The organism is Pseudomonas sp. MDT2-39-1, assembly GCF_054898085.1.
The window spans coordinates 1958759-1978736 of sequence record NZ_CM142716.1; the positions used below are offsets into that span (position 1 = coordinate 1958759).

Consider the following 19978-nt stretch of genomic DNA (forward strand, 5'->3'; position numbering starts at 1 on the left):
ACTCCAGAAACGGTAATTTGTGAAAAATTAAACCCGCGAATTATACGCGGGTTCTTTGGTATTGCCTAACTGCGTACGGCGCAGACTCAGTCTGCTTCTTCGATCCAGGCGGCCTGAATGGCTTCAAGCACCTTCTCGCCACCGCGGGTCGGATCATCACTGAACTCCGGCAATGCCAGCACCCATTTGTGCAGATCGACGAAGTTCACGTAACGCGGGTCCACATCCGGCTTGGATTCAGCCAGTTGGATCGCGATTTCCAGCACATCAACCCACTTCAGACTCATGACGCTTCCTTGAATCAGTGCGGCGCTTCGGCCGCATGGTTGAGCGAGTATTTCGGAATTTCGACGGTCAGGTCTTCAGTCCCGACTTTTGCCTGACAGGCCAGGCGCGACTGAGCTTCCAGCCCCCAAGCCTTATCAAGATAGTCTTCTTCCAGCTCATCAGCCTCTTCCAGCGAGTCAAAGCCCTCGCGAATCAGGCAATGGCAGGTGGTGCAGGCGCAGACGCCGCCACAGGCACTTTCCATCTCGATATGGTGCTCATGCGCCAGCTCGAGGATGGACGTACCGGTCTCAGCCTCCACGACCATGCCGTCCGGGCAAAACTTTTCGTGTGGCAGAAAAATGACCTGCGGCATCGTTATTCCTCAATCTCATTCAGGTTGCGCCCCGCCAGCGCGGCTTTCACCGTCGAATCCAGGCGGCGGGCAGCAAAAGCGTCGGTCACTTGCGACAGACGCTTGGTCTGCTGCTCGATGGCGTAACCATCAGTACCTTTCATCAGTTCGGTCAGTTCCTGCATCTGCAACTCGATCACCATGCGCTCTTCAGCGTCGAGCAGGCGTTCGCCGTCGACATCGAGGGCGCCTTGCACCGCCTCGATCAGGCGCTGGGCATCGACTTGCTGCTCACGCAGCACTCGGGCAACCTTGTCGTCGCTGGCGTGCTGGAACGAATCCTTGAGCATCTTGGCGATTTCGCCGTCGGTCAGGCCGTAGGACGGCTTGACCTGGATGCTGGCCTCGACGCCCGAACCCAGCTCGCGGGCAGAAACACTGAGCAGACCGTCGGCATCGACCTGGAACGTCACGCGGATTTTCGCGGCGCCGGCGACCATTGCCGGAATACCGCGCAATTCGAAGCGTGCCAGGGAGCGGCAGTCGCTGATCAGCTCGCGCTCGCCCTGCAACACATGGATCGCCATGGCCGACTGGCCATCTTTGTAAGTCGTGAAGTCCTGGGCGCGGGCGACGGGGATGGTGGTATTGCGTGGAATCACCTTCTCCATCAGGCCGCCCATGGTTTCCAGCCCCAAGGACAACGGAATCACGTCAAGCAACAGCAACTCGCTGCCATCACGCTTGTTGCCAGCCAGCGTATCGGCCTGGATCGCAGCACCGATGGCCACCACTTGATCCGGATCGATTTCAGTCAGCGGCTGACGACCGAAGGCTTCAGCGACGGCTTCGCGAACGCGAGGTACGCGAGTCGAGCCGCCAACCATGACCACGGCGTGCACTTCTTCCAGCTCAATGCCGGAATCACGCACTGCGCGGCGGCAGGCTTTGAGGCTGCGGGCAACCATTGGCTCGATCAACGCATCGAAGGCTTCGCGAGTCAGCGGCGCTTTCCAGTCACCGTAAGCGACTTCAACAGTCGCGACATTGGTCAGGGCTTCTTTGGCGGCGCATGCGGTTTGCAGCAGATGGCGCTGGGCACCCGGGTCGAGGTCAGCCGACAAACCGGCGCGCTCGATGATCCAGCCAGCGATAGCGTGGTCAAAGTCATCGCCACCCAGGGCGCTATCGCCGCCGGTAGCCAGCACTTCGAACACACCGCCGGTCAGGCGCAGGATCGAAATATCAAACGTACCGCCACCCAGGTCGTAAATCGCGACCAGGCCTTCGGCGTGCTGATCCAGACCGTAAGCCACAGCGGCGGCAGTCGGCTCATTGAGCAAACGCAACACGTTCAGACCGGCCAGCTTGGCCGCATCCTTGGTGGCTTGACGCTGAGCATCGTCGAAATAGGCCGGAACGGTGATCACCGCGCCCACCAGTTCGCCGCCCAATGCTTCTTCGGCGCGCTGACGCAGCACTTTCAGGATATCGGCAGAGACTTCGACCGGGCTTTTCGGGCCCTGAATGGTGTCGATGAACGGCATGTGCGATTCGCCGCCGACAAAGCGGTACGGCAGTTGATCGCCCAATTGCTTGACGTCGGACAGACCACGACCCATCAAGCGCTTGACCGACAGCACGGTGTTCAAAGGATCGGTGGCGGCAGCCAGTTTGGCCGACTCGCCGACCTCGACACGATCGGCGTGGTAGCGCACGGCTGACGGCAGGATGACCTGCCCTTCGGCGTCGGCCAGAGGCTCGGAAAGACCACTGCGCAACGCAGCGACCAACGAATTGGTAGTGCCCAAGTCGATCCCCACAGCCAGACGACGCTGGTGCGGTTGAGGACTTTGGCCGGGTTCGGCGATCTGCAGTAGGGCCATCGTTATCAGGACTTATCTGTATATCAGGCGTGCGACCGGAGCGGCACTGGGTTAATCGTCGAGGCGCTCTTCTAACTGGCGCACTTCGTAGGTGAGCTTGTCGAGGAACTGCATGCGCCGCATCAGGCGTTCGGCCTGTTCACGTTGCGCTGCATCATCCCAACAGGCTGCGAAGCTTTCGTTCAGTTCATCCTGAGCTGTCTTCAGGCGACGCTTGAGCACTGCAACACCCGCCAGGTCGGCGCTGTCTTGCAGGTCTTCGAGCTCTTCACGCAATTCCATCTGCTGGAGAAGGAACTCCGGATCATGCACCGTGACCTCCAGCGGCAACTCGCGGCCACCCATGGCGAGCAGGTATCGCGCGCGCTTCGGGGGACTTTTGAGCGTCTGGTAGGCCTCGTTGAGGCTCGCGGATTGCTCTAGCGCCAGCCGTTGCTCGCGCTCGGAAGCGTCTGCAAAGCGGTCCGGATGAACACCGCGCGCCAACTCACGATAGCGCGTGGCCAACTGATCGAGATCCAGACGGAAGCTCGGCTGCAGTTCAAATAAAGCGTAATGACAAGGAGTACCCACGAGCAGCCTCAGATGTTGAAGCTTTCGCCGCAGCCACATTCACCGCGCACGTTGGGGTTGTTGAACTTGAAGCCTTCGTTCAACCCTTCCTTGACGAAATCGAGTTCGGTGCCGTCCAGGTAGGCCAAGCTTTTCGGGTCGATGATCACTTTCTCGCCGTGACTTTCGAACACCTGATCCTCTGCAACCACCTCATCGACAAACTCCAGCACGTAGGCAAGGCCGGAACAGCCCGTGGTGCGAACACCCAGACGAATCCCCTCACCTTTGCCGCGCCCGTCAAGGGAGCGTCGCACGTGTCGAGCAGCCGCTTCTGTCATGCTGATAGCCATCGGTGACTCCTTACTCGTCGCCAAATCTTGAAAGTCAGATCAAGCCTTTCTTCTGCTTGTAGTCGCGAACGGCCGCTTTGATAGCGTCTTCAGCGAGTACGGAGCAGTGAATTTTCACTGGTGGCAGGGCCAGTTCTTCAGCCAGCTGAGTGTTCTTGATGGTCTCTGCTTCATCCAGAGTCTTGCCTTTCATCCACTCGGTCGCCAGGGAGCTGGAGGCGATCGCCGAACCGCAACCGTAGGTCTTGAACTTGGCGTCTTCGATGATGCCTTGCTCGTTGACCTTGATCTGCAGGCGCATCACGTCGCCGCACGCTGGAGCGCCGACCATGCCGGTGCCGACATCTGGGTCTTCCGCGTTCATCTTGCCGACGTTGCGCGGGTTCTCGTAGTGGTCGATGACCTTTTCGCTGTAAGCCATGGTTCTTAATCCTCACTCATCAGAGAGTCGCTCTTGAGCCCTGCGAATCGAAATCCTGCAGGGCCGGTTTGCGGCGACTTGAAATCAGTGTGCCGCCCACTCGATTTTCGAAATGTCGACACCGTCTTTGTACATGTCCCACAGCGGCGACAAGGTGCGCAGCTTGGTAACGGCCTCGCAGACTTTCTGCGCGGCGTAATCGATTTCTTCTTCGGTGGTGAAACGGCCGAAGGTGAAGCGAATCGAGCTGTGTGCCAGTTCGTCGTTGCGGCCCAGGGCGCGCAGTACGTACGAAGGCTCAAGGGAAGCCGAGGTGCAGGCCGAACCGGACGAAACCGCCAGATCCTTGAGCGCCATGATCAGCGACTCGCCTTCAACGTAGTTGAAGCTCAGGTTCAGGTTGTGCGGAACGCGGGCGGTCATGCTGCCGTTGATGTACAGCTCTTCCAGGTCTTCGACCTGCTTGAAGAAACGGTCACTCAGGGCTTTGATACGCACGTTCTCGGCAGCCATGTCTTCCTTGGCTACACGGAATGCTTCACCCATGCCGACGATCTGATGGGTCGCCAGGGTACCGGAACGCATGCCACGCTCGTGACCGCCGCCGTGCATGGTCGCTTCGATGCGAACACGCGGCTTGCGGCTGACGTACAGTGCGCCGATGCCTTTAGGGCCGTAGGTTTTGTGAGCGGAGAACGACATCATGTCGACTTTCAGCTTCGACAAGTCGATATCGACCTTGCCGGTGGACTGAGCAGCGTCGACGTGGAACAGAATACCCTTGGAACGGGTCAGTTCGCCGATGGCTTCGATGTCGTTGATGGTGCCGATTTCGTTGTTCACGTGCATGACCGAGACCAGGATGGTGTCGTCGCGCAGGGCGGCTTCGATCATCGCTGGGGTAACCAGGCCATCGGTCTGAGGCTCGAGGTAGGTCACTTCGAAACCTTCACGCTCCAGTTGGCGCATGGTGTCGAGGACAGCCTTGTGCTCAATCTTGGTGGTGATCAGGTGTTTGCCTTTAGTGGCGTAGAAATGCGCCGCACCCTTGATTGCCAGGTTGTCGGACTCGGTGGCACCGGAGGTCCAGACGATTTCACGCGGGTCGGCGTTGACCAGGTCTGCGACCTGACGACGAGCGTTTTCGACGGACTCTTCAGCTTTCCAGCCGAACACGTGAGAACGGGACGCCGGGTTACCGAAGTTTCCGTCGACCAGCAGGCATTCACTCATTTTTTGCGCAACACGCGGATCAACCGGGGTGGTCGCAGAGTAATCAAGGTAAATCGGCAATTTCATGGACTATCTCCTAAATCAGGCTGGCTGGCGTGCCGCTAGCTCTTTGGCTGTCATTCGACGGCGGACGCTTCAATCTTGTCCAGGCGTGGCGTCTTGCTGTTGCAACGACGCTGGTCCTGACGCTGGGCTACTTCTTGTACCTCACGGCGAGTGACAAGATCAGCCAAGCTGATACCGCTCAGAAATTCGTGAATCTGCAGGCTCAGATCGCACCACAAGTGGTGAGTCAGGCAAGTGTCGCCTTGATGGCAATCACCTTGGCCCTGGCACTTGGTGGCATCGACCGATTCGTTTACCGCATCGATCACCTGGGCGACCTGGATGCCCTGCATGTCGCGGGACAACTGGTAGCCACCGCCCGGACCACGAACGCTGGAGACCAGATTGCTGCGGCGCAATTTGGCAAAGAGCTGTTCGAGGTAGGACAGGGAGATGCCTTGGCGCTCGGAGATATCGGCCAGGGACACCGGCCCGTGCTGCGCGTGCAACGCCAGGTCGAGCATGGCGGTTACGGCGTATCGGCCTTTTGTAGTCAGTCGCATGGACAATTACCACGGAGTTCGGAATGGGGCGAGTATGCAATTCCCGAGTATTTAAGTCAACTATAAGACCTAGTACTTTAGTCAGGATTAGCCGCAAAAGAGCGGCCGCATCATAGCAAAGGCGGGCCGGTTACAGCCAGCAGTACCGCGTTATCGTTCTTCGCGGGCAAGTCGGATCGCCGCCCGCTCGCTCCTACAGGGGTTGCGCTGATCCTGTAGGAGCGAGCGGGCGGCGATCCGACTTGCCCGCGAAGGGACCGACTCGGTCTAGCTGGCCTGACTCTGATCCTTGTCCTTCACACAGGCAAAATCTTCTTCGCGCAGCTCAGGCAGCTCTTTTGCACAGTAATTACTGCCCAGATCCTTCAACGCCCCGCACATCCCCTCCAGACGACCATCGACCGCCTGCAAGTGATCCAGCAATTGGTTAATGGCACGCGCCACCGGGTCAGGCATGTCTTCGCCAACACCGTAGGCATCGAAGCCGATCTTCTCGGCCATGGCCTTGCGCTTGGCGTCCTGCTCTTCATCGGATTTGACGATGATCCGCCCCGGGATCCCCACCACCGTGGCCCCGGCCGGAACAGCCTTGGTGACGACAGCGTTGGAACCGACCTTGGCCCCCGCACCCACCGTGAAAGGACCGAGCACCTTGGCGCCCGCCCCCACTACCACGCCATCTTCCAGAGTCGGGTGACGCTTGCCCTTGTTCCAACTGGTGCCACCCAGGGTCACGCCCTGATAAAGAGTGACGTCGTTGCCGATCTCGGCGGTTTCACCGATGACGATGCCCATGCCATGGTCAATAAAGAAGCGACGACCGACCTTGGCGCCCGGATGGATTTCAATCCCGGTCAACCAGCGACCGAAGTTCGACACCAGTCGCGCCAGCCACTTCCAGCCCATCCCCCACAGGGCCGACGACAGGCGGTGGATCCAGATGGCGTGCATGCCCGGGTAGCACGTCAGAACTTCAAAGGCGTTGCGCGCTGCCGGATCACGATGGAAAACACTCTGGATATCTTCACGCAAACGCTCGAACATTTTTAATCCTTCCGCTTAAGAAGCTCGCCACGGGCCGCTTTCTGGGTTTCCGTGAGGATGCCACGCAATATATTCATTTCCGCCCGGCTGACCGAGCTGCGACCGTACAACCGGCGCAGGCGCGCCATCAAGTGCCGTGGTTTTTCCGGATCGAGGAATTCGATGGCCACCAGGGTCTGCTCCAGGTGCTCATAGAATCGCTCCAGCTCATCCATGGTCGCCAGCTCACCACTTTTGGTGGACGCCACTTCATCCTTCTCGACCTTGCTCGGCTGGCCTTGGGCCGCGAGCCAGGACATGCGCACTTCGTAGCTCAACACCTGCACCGCTGCCCCAAGGTTCAGCGAACTGAACTCAGGGTCTGATGGGATGTGCACGTGATAATGACATCGCTGCAGCTCTTCATTGGTCAGGCCGGAATCTTCACGACCAAACACCAAGGCAATCTCGGCACCCGACGCCGCTTCCTCGACCATTTTCACACCGCACTCGCGGGGATCAAGCAACGGCCAGGGAATGCGACGGTCACGGGCACTGGTGCCGAGCACCAGATTGCAGCCGACCAAGGCATCTTCCAAGGTGGCGACGACTTGCGCGTTTTCAAGGATATCCCCGGCGCCGGAAGCACGAGCGTCAGCCTCGTGGTGCGGGAACAGCCGCGGCTCGACCAGCACCAGCCGCGACAGGCCCATGTTCTTCATGGCACGCGCAGCCCCGCCGATGTTGCCGGGGTGGCTGGTATTGACCAGGACGACACGAATGTTATGCAGCACGGGAGGCGTCTCGAACACAGAAATGGGGAGCAGAATCTTACAGTTCATCAGGGTGTCCCGCCTCAAAAATAACTGTTCACTTTTGACGGCGTTCAATGTTGGCATGCTGCGTTGCCGCTTCTCCCCATAGCACGCTATGAGTCGGCGCGGCGCCTTGCCTGCCAACATTGACCACTCGTCAAAATGTGAACGTATTTTCGAGGCGGGACACACCGTTAAGCTATGAAAGCGAACACCGACCTTCACCTGTAGAAAAGTTCTGATAGAATGCCCGGCTTTCTTTAACAACCTTAGGTGACACATCCATGCAGCCCATGCTGAATATCGCGCTGCGCGCCGCCCGCAGCGCCAGTGAATTGATCTTCCGCTCCATCGAGCGCCTGGATACCATCAAGGTCGACGAAAAAGACGCCAAGGATTACGTATCCGAGGTTGATCGCGCTGCCGAACAGAAAATCATCGACGCGCTGCGCAAGGCCTACCCGAACCACTCGATCATGGGTGAAGAAACCGGCATGCACGCTGGCACCGGGATCGAAGGCGAAGAATACCTGTGGATCATCGATCCGCTGGACGGCACCACCAACTTCCTGCGCGGCATTCCTCACTTCGCTGTCAGCATCGCCTGCAAATACCGCGGTCGCCTGGAACACGCTGTTGTTCTGGACCCGGTTCGCCAGGAAGAATTCACCGCCAGCCGTGGTCGTGGCGCTCAACTGAACGGTCGTCGTCTGCGCGTCAGCGGCCGCACCAGCCTGGACGGCGCCCTGCTGGGTACCGGCTTCCCGTTCCGTGACGACCAGATGGACAACCTCGACAACTACCTGGGCATGTTCCGCGCTCTGGTCGGCCAGACCGCCGGTATCCGCCGCGCTGGTTCGGCGAGCCTGGACCTGGCCTACGTGGCTGCTGGTCGCTTCGACGCTTTCTGGGAATCGGGCCTGTCCGAGTGGGACATGGCTGCAGGTGCCCTGCTGATCCAGGAAGCCGGCGGCTTGGTGAGCGACTTCACCGGCGGTCACGACTTCCTTGAGAAAGGCCACATCGTTGCCGGTAACACCAAGTGCTTCAAAGCAGTATTGACGGCCATCCAGCCGCACCTGCCAGCCTCGCTGAAACGCTAAGCGAGCGGTCACAAAAAAGCACCCTTCGGGGTGCTTTTTTTATGCCTGGAATCCTCCCTCAACAACACCACCGACCAAATGTGGGAGCGGGCTTGCTCGCGAATGCAGTGTGTCAGTCACCATCAGTGTTGAATGTGAAGCCGCCTTCGCGAGCAAGCCCGCTCCCACAGGGATCTGTGGTGAGGCATAAATCGCGATCACAAAAAAAGCACCCGTCCGGGTGCTTCTTTTTGACACTGTATTGCAGCTATTTAATGAGCCTGCTCATTCTGCGACAGAACCAGCTTGCCTTCCTTGTCGACCGGAATCTGGTTACCCGGATCGCGATCCATCCGCACCTTGCCTTCCTTGCCATCCAGCGAATAACGAACGTCATAGCCAACGACCTTGTCGCTGATGTCATTCACCGTGTTACAGCGAGTTTGCGTCGTGGTGTAGGTGTCACGCTCCTGCATGCCCTCCTGCACCTTGTTGCCGGCATATCCGCCGCCAACCGCGCCCGCAACCGTGGCAATTTTCTTGCCGGTGCCGCCGCCGATCTGGTTACCCAGCAGACCGCCCGCCAGCGCACCCACCACCGTACCGGCGATCTGGTGCTGATCTTTCACCGGCGCCTGCCGGGTCACTGCTACATCCTTGCACACTTCACGTGGCGTCTTGATTTGTGTCTTGACCGGTTCAACGGCTAGCACTTGCGCATACTCAGGGCCGCTTTTAACCAGGCTGTAGGTGGCAACAGCACCCCCGGCAGTTACACCGACAGCACCCAATACCGCACCAACCAGTAACGACTTGTTCACATGAACCTCCTGACCATCACCCGCGGAACATGTCCGCGCTTCTCCCAGCCTTGGAGCATAAAAAAAGGCGCGAGTTCAACTCGCGCCTTTTTCGGCTGACAACTGGAGAAGCGATGGCCGTTATGGACGGTCGTCGACTTCCTTATCGGTAGCCACTGTAGGAATCAGATCCTCAGTACTCAGGTTCAGCCAGATCAGCACGACGTTGGCGATGTAGATCGACGAGTAGGTACCTGCCAACACACCGATAAACAGCGCGATGGAGAAGCCAAACAGGTTGTCGCCACCAAAGAACAGCAGGGCCGCGATCGCCAGCAAGGTGGAGATCGATGTCGCCATGGTCCGCAGCAGGGTTTGCGTGGTCGAGATGTTGATGTTCTCGATCAGACTGGCCTTGCGCAGCACACGGAAGTTCTCACGAACCCGGTCGAATACCACGATGGTGTCGTTGAGCGAGTAACCAATGATCGCCAGTACCGCCGCCAGCACCGTCAGGTCGAAGGTGATCTGGAAGAACGACAGGATACCGATGGTCACGATCACGTCGTGGATCAGCGAAACGATGGCACCGACCGCGAACTTCCACTGAAAGCGAAAAGCCAGGTAGATCAGGATGCCGCCCAGCGCCATCAGCATGCCGAGGCCGCCCTGGTCGCGCAGCTCTTCACCCACCTGCGGGCCGACGAACTCGACGCGTTTGACCGTCGCCGGGTTGTCGCCGCCGACTTTCAGCAGCGCTTCTGCCACTTGATGGCCCAGCTGCGGGTCTTCACCCGGCATACGCACCAGCAAATCGGTAGTCGCACCGAAGCTCTGCACGATTGCCTCGTGATAACCCGAAGTGGACAGTTGCTCACGCACCTTGGTGACATCGGCCGGACGCTCGTAGGTCAGCTCGATGAGCGTACCGCCGGTGAAGTCCAGACCCCAGTTCATGCCCTTGGTGGCGACGCTGAACAAAGCCAGCACGGTAAGGAACAATGTGACGCCGAACGCAAAGTTGCGAACGCCCATGAAGTTGATTGTACGTAACATGGCAGCCCCTTAAATCCACAACTTCTTGAAGTCACGACCGCCGAAGATCAGGTTGACCATCGCGCGGGTCACCATGATGGCCGTGAACATCGAGGTAAAGATCCCGAGGGACATGGTCACTGCGAAACCTTTGACGGGACCGGTGCCCATCGCAAAGAGAATCCCGCCGACCAGCAACGTAGTCAGGTTGGCGTCGAGAATCGCGGTGAATGCCCGGCCGAAGCCTTCGTTGATTGCCCGCTGTACGGTCATGCCCGCCGCGATCTCTTCACGAATCCGCGAGAAGATCAGTACGTTGGCGTCGACCGCCATACCCATGGTCAATACGATACCGGCGATACCCGGCAGGGTCAGCGTTGCACCCAGCAGCGACATCAGGGCCAGCAGCAACACCATGTTCACGGTCAGCGCGACAGTGGCGATGATGCCGAAGAAGCGGTAGATGGCGATGATGAACAGCGAGACAAACAGCATGCCCCACAGCGATGCATCGATACCTTTGACGATGTTGTCCGCACCCAGGCTCGGGCCAATGGTGCGCTCTTCAGCGAAGTACATCGGTGCAGCCAGACCACCGGCACGCAACAGCAGCGCCAGTTCGGACGACTCGCCCTGACCGTTCAGGCCAGTGATGCGGAATTGAGCACCCAGCGGCGACTGAATGGTCGCCAGGCTGATGATCTTCTTCTCTTCTTTAAAGGTTTGTACCGCTACGTCTTTCTCGACGCCGTTCACCATTTGCTTGGTGTACGTGGTGACCGGACGCTGCTCGATGAAGATCACCGCCATGCTGCGACCGACGTTGCTGCGAGTCGCACGACTCATCAGCTCGCCACCGTGGCCATCCAGACGGATGTTCACTTCCGGCGTGCCTTGCTCACCGAAGCCAGCTTTGGCATCGGTAACCTGGTCACCGGTGATGATCAGACCGCGCTCGATCTGTGCCGGCGGACGATTGCCTTCACGAAATTCGAAGCTTTCCGAGGTGGCTTTCGACGCACCAGGCTCAGCCGCCAGACGGAACTCAAGGTTGGCCGTTTTGCCGAGGATACGCTTGGCTTCTGCGGTGTCCTGCACGCCCGGCAGCTCGACCACAATGCGGTTGGCGCCCTGACGCTGAACGATCGGTTCGGCAACACCCAGCTCGTTGACGCGGTTACGTACCGTGGTCAAGTTCTGCTTGATGGAGTATTCGCGGATTTCCGCCAGCTTGGCCGGGGTCATCGCCAGACGAAGCACCGGTTGACCATTGAGGTCGGCCGGAACAATGTCGAAATCGTTGAAGTTCTTGCGGATCAGCGTGCGGGCTTGCTCGCGAGCGGCTTCATCGGTGAAGCCCAACTGAATGGCACCGTCGATTTGCGGCAGGCTGCGATAGCGCAGTTTCTCTTTACGCAACAGGCTCTTCACATCGCCTTCGTACACTTTCAAGCGTGCGTCGAGGGCTTTGTCCATGTCCACTTCGAGCAGGAAGTGCACACCACCGGACAAGTCCAGACCCAGCTTCATCGGGTGCGCGGCGAGGCTGCGCAGCCATTGCGGGGTGGTTTGCGCCAGGTTCAGTGCAACGACGTAGTCATCACCCAATGCCTTGCGCACGACGTCTTTGGCCGGCAGCTGGTCTTCAGCCTTGGTCAGACGAATCAGACCGCCCTTGCCATTCGCAGCCAGAGTGGCCGCCTTGACGTTGATCCCGGATTCCTTGAGCGCAACGCTCACACGATCCAGATCAGCCTGATTGACTTGCAGTGCAGTGCTTGCACCGCTGACCTGAATGGCCGGGTCATCAGGATATAAATTGGGAGCGGAATAAATCAGACCGACCGCCAGCACCGCCAGGATCAGAATGTATTTCCACAGAGGGTATTTGTTCAGCATCACGCCGCCCGCTTATGACGCGGGGCGCCTTGCGCGCCCCGTCGATTGAGTAGAAGTTGAAACTTAGATCGCTTTCAGCGTGCCTTTTGGCAGCGTGGCGGCAATGGCGCCTTTCTGGAACTTCATTTCGACGGTGTCGGAGACTTCCAGCACCACGAAATCGTCAGCCACTTTAGTGATCTTGCCGGCGATACCACCGGTGGTCACAACTTCGTCGCCTTTTTGCAGGCTGCCCAGCAGGGTTTTCTGCTCTTTGGCGCGCTTGGCCTGTGGACGCCAGATCATCAGGTAGAAGATGACCAGGAAACCGACCAGGAAAATCCACTCGAAACCGCCACCCATTGGGCCGGCAGCAGCCGGTGCAGCAGCGTCAGCCATGGCATTAGAGATAAAAAAGCTCATTTAGCACTCCAGTTGCAAATGTTGAATCTTGGGGTCAGAAAACTCAGTCCAAAGGCGGAACAGGTAACCCGCGTTTGGCGTAGAAGGCATCGACAAAGGCGGCCAATGTACCCTGTTGAATAGACTCGCGCAAACCAGCCATAAGCACCTGGTAATGGCGCAAATTGTGGATGGTATTCAACATGCTACCCAGCATTTCGCCGCACTTGTCCAGATGGTGCAGATAAGCACGGGAGAAGTTCTGGCAGGTGTAGCAATCGCAGGTCGGATCCAGCGGCGAATCATCATGGCGATGGAACGCGTTACGGATCTTCAGCACGCCTGTATCAATGAACAGATGCCCATTGCGGGCATTACGGGTTGGCATCACGCAATCGAACATGTCCACACCGCGGCGCACACCCTCAACCAGATCTTCCGGTTTGCCAACGCCCATAAGGTAACGAGGTTTGTCAGCCGGCATCTGACCCGGCAGATAATCCAGGACCTTGATCATCTCGTGTTTCGGCTCGCCCACCGACAGACCGCCGATAGCCAGGCCATCGAAGCCGATATTGTCGAGACCTTCCAGGGAGCGCATGCGCAGGTCCTGGTGCATGCCGCCCTGAACGATGCCGAACAGCGCCGCCGTGTTGTCGCCATGGGCTTCTTTCGAACGCTTGGCCCAACGCAACGACAGCTCCATGGAAATCCGCGCGACGTCTTCGTCAGCCGGGTACGGCGTGCATTCGTCGAAAATCATCACGATGTCCGAGCCCAGATCACGCTGAACCTGCATCGACTCTTCCGGCCCCATGAACACTTTGGCGCCGTCGACAGGAGAGGCGAAGGTCACGCCCTCCTCCTTGATCTTGCGCATCGCGCCCAGGCTGAACACCTGGAAACCACCGGAATCGGTCAGTATCGGGCCTTTCCACTGCATGAAATCGTGCAGGTCACCGTGCTTCTTGATCACTTCGGTGCCAGGACGCAGCCACAAGTGGAAGGTGTTGCCCAGAATGATTTCCGCGCCGGTCGCGGTGATGTCCCGCGGCAGCATGCCTTTGACGGTGCCGTAAGTACCCACCGGCATGAACGCCGGGGTCTCGACGGTACCGCGCGGGAAGGTCAAACGACCGCGACGAGCCTTGCCGTCAGTAGCAAGCAACTCAAACGACATACGACTTTGGCGACTCATTCTTTGTCCTCAGGGCCACGTGGTGCGGGATTACGGGTGATAAACATCGCATCACCGTAGCTGAAAAAGCGGTATTGATGCTCGACGGCGGCTTTATAAGCGGCCATGGCTTCGGGATAACCGGCGAACGCCGAAACCAGCATCAACAGCGTGGATTCGGGCAAATGAAAGTTGGTGACCAGGGCATCGACCACATGAAACGGCCGGCCCGGGTAGATAAAGATGTCTGTATCGCCACTGAACGGCTTGAGCACGCCATCGCGCGCGGCGCTTTCCAGGGAGCGCACGCTGGTGGTCCCCACGGCAATCACCCGACCACCGCGAGCGCGGCAAGCCGCGACGGCATCGACCACGCCCTGGCCGACTTCCAGCCATTCGCTGTGCATGTGGTGATCTTCGATCTTCTCGACCCGCACCGGCTGGAACGTGCCAGCACCCACGTGCAACGTCACGAACGCCGTCTCGACGCCCTTGGCGGCAATCGCCTCCATCAGCGGCTGATCGAAATGCAGCCCCGCCGTCGGCGCCGCCACCGCGCCCAAACGCTCGGCGTACACCGTCTGATAACGCTCGCGGTCCGAGCCTTCATCCGGGCGGTCTATATAAGGAGGCAACGGCATGTGCCCGACGCGATCGAGCAGCGGCAACACCTCTTCGGCAAAGCCCAACTCAAACAACGCATCGTGACGTGCCAGCATCTCGGCTTCGCCACCGCCGTCGATCAGGATCTTCGAACCCGGCTTCGGCGACTTGCTGGACCGCACATGGGCCAGCACGCGGTGACTGTCGAGCACCCGCTCCACCAGGATTTCCAGCTTGCCGCCGGAAGCCTTCTGGCCAAACAGCCGCGCCGGAATCACCCGGGTATTGTTGAACACCATCAAATCGCCCGGGCGCAAATGCTCAAGCAAATCAGTGAATTGACGGTGCGCCAGGGCGCCGCTGACCCCATCAAGGGTCAACAGGCGACTGTTGCGACGCTCGGCCAAAGGGTGGCGAGCAATCAGCGAATCAGGGAGTTCGAAAGTAAAGTCAGCAACGCGCATGATGGGGTTCGTCTAGCAGGGGCCGGAAGTCTAGCCGAAATAGTGAAAATTCTCTATGTACCTGATTGACCGACGGTAATCTCATCTCTATACTTCGCCGCCATTGAGCCCTGATGGCGGAATTGGTAGACGCGGCGGATTCAAAATCCGTTTTCGCAAGAAGTGGGAGTTCGAGTCTCCCTCGGGGCACCAAAATTAAGAAAGGTCTTGCTTTGCAAGGCCTTTTTTTTCGTCTGTAGAAAAGTGCCCTCACCCACCGCCGTCCTGAAGGAGCTGGCTCGCCAGCGATCTTTTGATCTTCGCATTCACGACCGGTACGACATTTCTCAAGGATTCACCCCATGGAACTGCTGCTGGAAACCGTCGCCCTGTTCTGCCTCAAGCTTGCTTATGAGACGGAGGATTCGAGTCCGATTCTTCGGGATGATCTGATGATGAGTGATTATGAGCGGGAGGTTTTTGGGTTGTTGGTGCGTCGGGGGGATGTTGAGGGGATTCAGGCGAAAGTGGATGAGTGTGTGGGGCTAGCACTGGAAGCCATCGGCGGTGTGGATACGGTTCTGGGGTGTGAGCTGCATAGGTTGGCGGCAGATTTCAGTGCTGCCCGGACCATGGAGCAGATTGATGCCCCGCTTATCGCCCTCAAGGGTTATCTAAAAGACATTCAATGAAGGCGGGCGACATAAAAAAGCGGTAGGGCCTGACAACTGGACCGACATTGGTGGCCACGCCCAATCCAATAGTAAATCTATCCCCATTTCCTTATTTCCTCTTTTTCTTTGGATGTCTCGTCCCGAAATAGGTTTACACCTGTTTCAGGACGAGGCCGGACAGAAATTGCTGGGATGCCTGCGCCCTCAGTGTAGAGGTTGTCACCAGCATCAGTTGCTAAGGCTATGGACCTACAACAAGTGTGAAACGAACCTTATTGAAATGAATGCTAGATGGCCCACGAGGAAAGGTCTTATGCGGATAGATTACCGAAGGACGTCCGTAACAATCCTCTCAGCTTTTCACTTTGATGGCGTCGAGCTGCCTCTAGCAGCTCGACGTTAAGATTCTCACGCGCCAGCTCTGCCGCCCAATCAGGCATATGTGTTACGGAGCCCAATGCATCGCGAGCTTCCGCAAGCAATGTTTCTGGCGAAACCGAGGTAAAAGCAAAAAGCATTGGTTCAAGGAATCGCTCAAGCACTGGCTTCATCGCTGTATCGCAATGACGAAACACATCCGCTAATCGCCGGATGGGGGCAGCATATGTGATGTTGCCGCTACGGTTCGCTACTTGAGGCGGAGCTATTGCACAAACCACTCCATCTACCACCTCTCCACCAGCGGTGGGATCAATTCCTCTGTGCACGATGCCGTTCCGAAGCTCACGAAGGTAACCGAGAACCTCCTCTCCTGAAAAATTGGCAACATGAAGACTATCCTTTATAGCCGATTCAAAGGATTCACCATGTGCTTCCTTCACCATGTCGGCTGCCGACAAAAGGTTCGTCACGTAAAGTGAATAATGCATTCGCATTTGGAAGCTATCAGCTGGAGGTCGGAACGCATTGATTTCAGTTGCAGACAATGCGGCGCTCTCAAGATGCCAAGTGACCGCGCTAACGAGTTCATCATTGATCATGGATATCCCTTTCGATTGATTCGGTTGCCTTGCGAGTCAGAAGATACTTCGTCCCGCGCGGGTAAACCAGTTTCCTAGCACCACGATTCTGCGCCAGATGAAATGCAAACTGCCCGAAAAAAGGGGACAGAAAAAAGGCGAAAAAGGGCACAGATTTATTTCCATTCACTCTGTTAAGAATTTCAAGCCCAAACGATTTCAGCAATGCACTTTTTTCAAGCAGACAACACAAACCTTGCTTCAAGCCTATGCAACAACTCAAACGTATTCAAAAAAGGAACATTCAGTTCCTTCCAAATATTGGGAATTATGAATTTTCGCTTAGCCTCGAAATTCAGCACTTCATGAGTAACGACTGTAGCCCCTGTAGTCATCGCTTTCGCAATCAACCAAGGGTCAGCACCCGCTAAAAATTCTTCCATAGCGCCTATTTTCATCTTAGGCGATTGGTCAGCCACAAGCCCCGCAACTTGCGCGAATGCCAGTTGCGTATCCTGATCGGTAGTGGAATGAAAGAAATCGGAATTGTCCTTCGCCCAACCCGCAAGATCGTCATGCCCTTTTGTTAACTCATCCATTACAGGTGCAATGCTAGCTAAAGCCAATGCTTTATTCTTAAGTAGTAACCATTGCCAAAATCCAGGACAGATAGCCATCCCGTAGTAACGGTTCTTTGCTTCGATCAGCGTGTTAGCGTCGAGTAAATGATTCATTCCGTAATCTTGTTGGCGAGAGTCCTTAATTTAGCAGGTTGCACGCCGAGCAAATTTCCCGCCTCGCGTAGCAGCATCCGGCCACTCATTGCTTCAGTCAGCACTGCCTTGCTTAGGCGAGGGCTGTTTTTCGCGGTGGCGTTACGGTAATAGTCACCCGCTCCACCTTTGTCATCCTGGAAAGCCTTGAGGATCATTCGATAGTAAGCGCTGTAATGCGTTTGGCTTATATAACCCAGATCCAACGCGCGGCGACCGATAGCTAATTTACTAATGTGAAACCGAGTGGCAAGCGGAGCTAAATTGTCTTCCCAGTTAACATCTGCGTTCCACAGGGCGCGGAACTGGGCTTCGGGAGCCAGAAATTCACCTGCAACTGCATTGCAGAATCTTTCCTCGTCTCGACCATTGGCGGTGTTTCCGTCAGACACGCCACTGCTGCCAATCCAGATATGGGCCAGTTCGTGAAGCAAAGTGAACAGCCGGGCGGTTGGGGCGTCGGAACTGTTGATGAATACAATGGGGGCGTAGGCATTACTGATGGCAAAGCCCCGAAACTCGCTAACTGCAAGTTTGCGATGAGTATTTCCTAGCGCAATGCCACTGCGCATAACCAAAATCCCAGCCGCTTCTGCTGCCTCGATCAAGGCACGGCTGTATTTGTCGTAATCCAAACGAGCAATGTCAGGGTTCACGCCGAGGATCCGACGGATATCGTCCACTACCTCTGCGACTTGAGATCGGCAATTGAAGCGACCCACAAATGCCAGCGGCTGATGCTCTTGGTGTTGCAGATACTCCAGGTACCAGTCCTGCTTACGTATGGAATCCCTGACGGTGTCCAACAGTTCCAGACTGGGACGTTGAGGCGCAATCCCACCGACGGTCCGCAGATCAGGTAAAGGCAGTTGTTCGACGGGCGGCTGCTGAAGAAACAGGAAGCCGAAAGGGACGTGAGCGAGACTCGCCCACTTTTGAGCCTGAAGGAATGTTGGCTTGGTCTCGCCAGCCTCCCATTCCTGTACTCGATCAGGTTTCACTGGCAGCTTTTTAGCAACCTGCTCAGTGGAGAGACCCGCACGCTCACGAGACCATGTGAGCAGACTTGGATTGACTAAGGCGGCTTGGCTCATAGGGTCGCAGGCAATTCAGATGGGGCCAGCAAACGTTCGAGAGCATCCTTGGCAGATGCTGCCGACTGACGCTGGTTCCAGTTATCTGGCATTGCCTTTCTCCTTGGCTGTTTAAGGTCGGGTTGCAGCGACTACAGATTAGTCGAGAAGCGGAGCTACCGACGGTGAGCGCGCGATTATGAGGTAAATTCGCAACGACCCGAAGCGCAAATATGTAACCCGTAGACAGATGGTATTGACCTGTTTCAATGCGTTTCATGACGCAAGTACATCTCTTTCCAGCCCGCCATCTCTTCATCACCCGAGTATCCGCGGTGACCGGCCACATAGTCCCCAGCACTCTCGAAGGTTGCAGGAAAAGGAACTGCACGATAACCTCCCACCGTCGCTGCCAATTCAGCGACCGGGTGTGGAAACCCGTGTAATTCAAGGCGCAACAGCGCCCCCATCACGTCTGCCGGCGCTTTTTTTATGCCTGCGGCGTGAGTTATGGCGGCTGTGCGTGGGACGTCTTCGGGCGTGCCGGTTTCCTTGATTCCCGGTTTTCCACCCTGCGCACAGCTGTCACCCATTCGTGTGGAAACGAATGCGGCAGCTTCACATATCAAGGAGTCTGATAATGCGCAGCATCAATCCGTACAAATTTTTGCTTTTCCCTCAACGCGACTCCCAGTTGCGTAATGCCCCACTGTCCACCCTCTCTCATCGCCTCTCCGTCATCGGAGGTGGCAAATGACCGATCAATCAGAGCTGAAAACCATAGGCCTAACTCCCGCCATCTACTGCGCGGACCAAGCCCTGTTCCACGTCACTCGCGGCGTTCCCCTCGGCGATGCGTTATCCATGGCTTCTGACTTTCTGTTTCTCGCGAAGAAGCTGAACGAAGATGCTGCCTACGCTAGAGACACCGACCGCCACGCCTGGGCCGCGCATTATTTGACGGCGATGAGTAAGGCGGTGGTTGATGATGCGGTGAAGGTGCTTACGCGGGGTCGGAGTTCTGCATCGACAGATAAGCGGTCGGCGGAGAAGCCTGAATCGTAGTGGCTGAACAATCGCGGGATGGTTTTGATGCCGGTCGGTGGCTGGTATGACGTTCTGGGGGAGTGAGCTGCTTGGGGTGGCGCCGGGCGCATTGGGATTGATGTTGTCTGGGCTGGCGCTATCCCGAGCAGGCTCACTCCTACAGGGGTTTTGTGTGCTGATTGGGGTTTGGGATTTGCCTCGAGGTTTTTGGGGCTTTTTATTATTCAGCCCAGGGTGAATGGCTTTTGGTTTACAGCGGGATAGACCAACGCATCTGCTCCCTGAATTGCCCACGGATCTGATGCTGTTTCTCACCTGTAATGCTTGCTATACATCACCCATCGACAGGCCCTCCGGGCATTAGGCCAGTGTGTGAACGCCTCGCGCCCCACTCATCTAGACTTAATGGATAGTCGTAGGCAGAACTGAACACGTCGCTTTGGTGCAGTTAAATCAATGGCAGCGTGGCAATCTGCCTTTTATGCCCTTTAAGAGGCGCGGCGAAGACCGCGTCGGGCA

General features: G+C 57.2%; 23 protein-coding genes and 1 tRNA gene. 4 read left to right on the forward strand and 20 right to left on the reverse strand.

Going from position 1 to position 19978, the window contains the following annotated elements; genetic code table 11:
* Window positions 1-86 precede the first annotated feature (86 nt).
* The 10 genes from iscX to trmJ all read right to left on the reverse strand — a co-directional run bounded on the left by iscX (window position 87) and on the right by trmJ (window position 7492).
* Complete coding sequence (gene iscX / locus ACYZTM_RS09425) at window positions 87-287, reverse strand: Fe-S cluster assembly protein IscX (protein ID WP_008147746.1); 201 nt, start codon at window positions 285-287, stop codon at window positions 87-89.
* Between the two features lie 14 nt (window positions 288-301).
* The gene (gene fdx / locus ACYZTM_RS09430; protein WP_131059381.1) at window positions 302-643 is read right to left on the reverse strand and encodes an ISC system 2Fe-2S type ferredoxin; all 342 of its coding nucleotides are present in this window, start codon (window positions 641-643) and stop codon (window positions 302-304) included.
* A gap of 2 nt (window positions 644-645) precedes the next feature.
* Window positions 646-2508, reverse strand: a complete 1863-nt coding sequence (hscA, locus tag ACYZTM_RS09435; protein ID WP_461988322.1) for a Fe-S protein assembly chaperone HscA — start codon at window positions 2506-2508, stop codon at window positions 646-648.
* 51 nt (window positions 2509-2559) lie between these two features.
* The gene (gene hscB, locus ACYZTM_RS09440) at window positions 2560-3081 is read right to left on the reverse strand and encodes a co-chaperone HscB (protein WP_461989120.1); all 522 of its coding nucleotides are present in this window, start codon (window positions 3079-3081) and stop codon (window positions 2560-2562) included.
* Between the two features lie 8 nt (window positions 3082-3089).
* Window positions 3090-3413, reverse strand: coding sequence for an iron-sulfur cluster assembly protein IscA (gene iscA, locus ACYZTM_RS09445; RefSeq protein WP_003227904.1), 324 nt, complete (start codon window positions 3411-3413; stop codon window positions 3090-3092).
* Between the two features lie 34 nt (window positions 3414-3447).
* Window positions 3448-3834: a Fe-S cluster assembly scaffold IscU gene (iscU, locus tag ACYZTM_RS09450; RefSeq protein ID WP_007929523.1), complete on the reverse strand. Its 387-nt coding sequence runs from the start codon at window positions 3832-3834 to the stop codon at window positions 3448-3450.
* Between the two features lie 84 nt (window positions 3835-3918).
* Window positions 3919-5133: an IscS subfamily cysteine desulfurase gene (locus tag ACYZTM_RS09455; protein WP_131059384.1), complete on the reverse strand. Its 1215-nt coding sequence runs from the start codon at window positions 5131-5133 to the stop codon at window positions 3919-3921.
* Between the two features lie 50 nt (window positions 5134-5183).
* Window positions 5184-5675 carry a Fe-S cluster assembly transcriptional regulator IscR gene (gene iscR, locus ACYZTM_RS09460; protein WP_008042436.1) on the reverse strand — a complete coding sequence of 164 codons (492 nt, stop codon included), beginning with the start codon at window positions 5673-5675 and terminating at the stop codon, window positions 5184-5186.
* 267 nt (window positions 5676-5942) lie between these two features.
* A complete protein-coding gene (gene cysE / locus ACYZTM_RS09465) occupies window positions 5943-6719 on the reverse strand; it encodes a serine O-acetyltransferase (protein ID WP_131059385.1) in 777 nt (258 codons plus the stop codon).
* A 2-nt stretch (window positions 6720-6721) separates the two neighbouring features.
* Complete coding sequence (trmJ, locus tag ACYZTM_RS09470; RefSeq protein WP_461989121.1) at window positions 6722-7492, reverse strand: tRNA (cytosine(32)/uridine(32)-2'-O)-methyltransferase TrmJ; 771 nt, start codon at window positions 7490-7492, stop codon at window positions 6722-6724.
* Between the two features lie 305 nt (window positions 7493-7797).
* Between trmJ and suhB the strand changes: the two genes are divergently transcribed.
* A complete protein-coding gene (gene suhB / locus ACYZTM_RS09475) occupies window positions 7798-8616 on the forward strand; it encodes a type III secretion system regulator SuhB (RefSeq protein WP_008014726.1) in 819 nt (272 codons plus the stop codon).
* Between the two features lie 251 nt (window positions 8617-8867).
* Here suhB and ACYZTM_RS09480 read toward each other — a convergent pair whose 3' ends face one another.
* The 6 genes from ACYZTM_RS09480 to queA form a co-directional block, all read right to left on the reverse strand.
* Entirely contained in the window at window positions 8868-9416 is a 549-nt protein-coding gene (locus tag ACYZTM_RS09480) for a glycine zipper 2TM domain-containing protein (RefSeq protein ID WP_010457893.1), read from the reverse strand.
* A gap of 120 nt (window positions 9417-9536) precedes the next feature.
* Entirely contained in the window at window positions 9537-10451 is a 915-nt protein-coding gene (gene secF / locus ACYZTM_RS09485; protein WP_461988329.1) for a protein translocase subunit SecF, read from the reverse strand.
* Window positions 10452-10460: 9 nt separating this feature from the next.
* Window positions 10461-12329 carry a protein translocase subunit SecD gene (gene secD / locus ACYZTM_RS09490; protein WP_461988331.1) on the reverse strand — a complete coding sequence of 623 codons (1869 nt, stop codon included), beginning with the start codon at window positions 12327-12329 and terminating at the stop codon, window positions 10461-10463.
* A gap of 63 nt (window positions 12330-12392) precedes the next feature.
* Window positions 12393-12731 (reverse strand): preprotein translocase subunit YajC, encoded by a 339-nt coding sequence (gene yajC / locus ACYZTM_RS09495; protein ID WP_131059389.1) that lies wholly within the window; start codon window positions 12729-12731, stop codon window positions 12393-12395.
* A gap of 43 nt (window positions 12732-12774) precedes the next feature.
* Entirely contained in the window at window positions 12775-13890 is a 1116-nt protein-coding gene (tgt, locus tag ACYZTM_RS09500; RefSeq protein WP_161781309.1) for a tRNA guanosine(34) transglycosylase Tgt, read from the reverse strand.
* Between the two features lie 14 nt (window positions 13891-13904).
* Window positions 13905-14954: a tRNA preQ1(34) S-adenosylmethionine ribosyltransferase-isomerase QueA gene (queA, locus tag ACYZTM_RS09505; protein ID WP_131059390.1), complete on the reverse strand. Its 1050-nt coding sequence runs from the start codon at window positions 14952-14954 to the stop codon at window positions 13905-13907.
* 107 nt (window positions 14955-15061) lie between these two features.
* On the opposite strand from queA, the gene ACYZTM_RS09510 reads away from it, so the two are divergent.
* Both ACYZTM_RS09510 and ACYZTM_RS09515 read left to right on the forward strand, forming a co-directional pair.
* A tRNA-Leu gene (locus ACYZTM_RS09510) sits at window positions 15062-15146 on the forward strand.
* A gap of 149 nt (window positions 15147-15295) precedes the next feature.
* Entirely contained in the window at window positions 15296-15625 is a 330-nt protein-coding gene (locus ACYZTM_RS09515; RefSeq protein ID WP_461988334.1) for a hypothetical protein, read from the forward strand.
* A gap of 293 nt (window positions 15626-15918) precedes the next feature.
* Here ACYZTM_RS09515 and ACYZTM_RS09520 read toward each other — a convergent pair whose 3' ends face one another.
* The 4 genes from ACYZTM_RS09520 to ACYZTM_RS09535 form a co-directional block, all read right to left on the reverse strand.
* The gene (locus ACYZTM_RS09520) at window positions 15919-16587 is read right to left on the reverse strand and encodes a hypothetical protein (protein WP_461988336.1); all 669 of its coding nucleotides are present in this window, start codon (window positions 16585-16587) and stop codon (window positions 15919-15921) included.
* 215 nt (window positions 16588-16802) lie between these two features.
* On the reverse strand, window positions 16803-17300 hold the full coding sequence (locus tag ACYZTM_RS09525) for a DUF4411 family protein (RefSeq protein ID WP_461988338.1): 498 nt from the start codon (window positions 17298-17300) through the stop codon (window positions 16803-16805).
* Window positions 17297-18433 carry an ImmA/IrrE family metallo-endopeptidase gene (locus ACYZTM_RS09530; protein WP_461988340.1) on the reverse strand — a complete coding sequence of 379 codons (1137 nt, stop codon included), beginning with the start codon at window positions 18431-18433 and terminating at the stop codon, window positions 17297-17299. Before ACYZTM_RS09530 ends, ACYZTM_RS09525 begins: the two co-directional genes overlap by 4 nt.
* A 245-nt stretch (window positions 18434-18678) precedes the next feature.
* Window positions 18679-19005, reverse strand: a complete 327-nt coding sequence (locus ACYZTM_RS09535; RefSeq protein ID WP_461988342.1) for a hypothetical protein — start codon at window positions 19003-19005, stop codon at window positions 18679-18681.
* A 160-nt stretch (window positions 19006-19165) separates the two neighbouring features.
* Between ACYZTM_RS09535 and ACYZTM_RS09540 the strand changes: the two genes are divergently transcribed.
* The gene (locus tag ACYZTM_RS09540) at window positions 19166-19477 is read left to right on the forward strand and encodes a DUF3077 domain-containing protein (RefSeq protein WP_131059395.1); all 312 of its coding nucleotides are present in this window, start codon (window positions 19166-19168) and stop codon (window positions 19475-19477) included.
* Window positions 19478-19978: the final 501 nt, after the last annotated feature.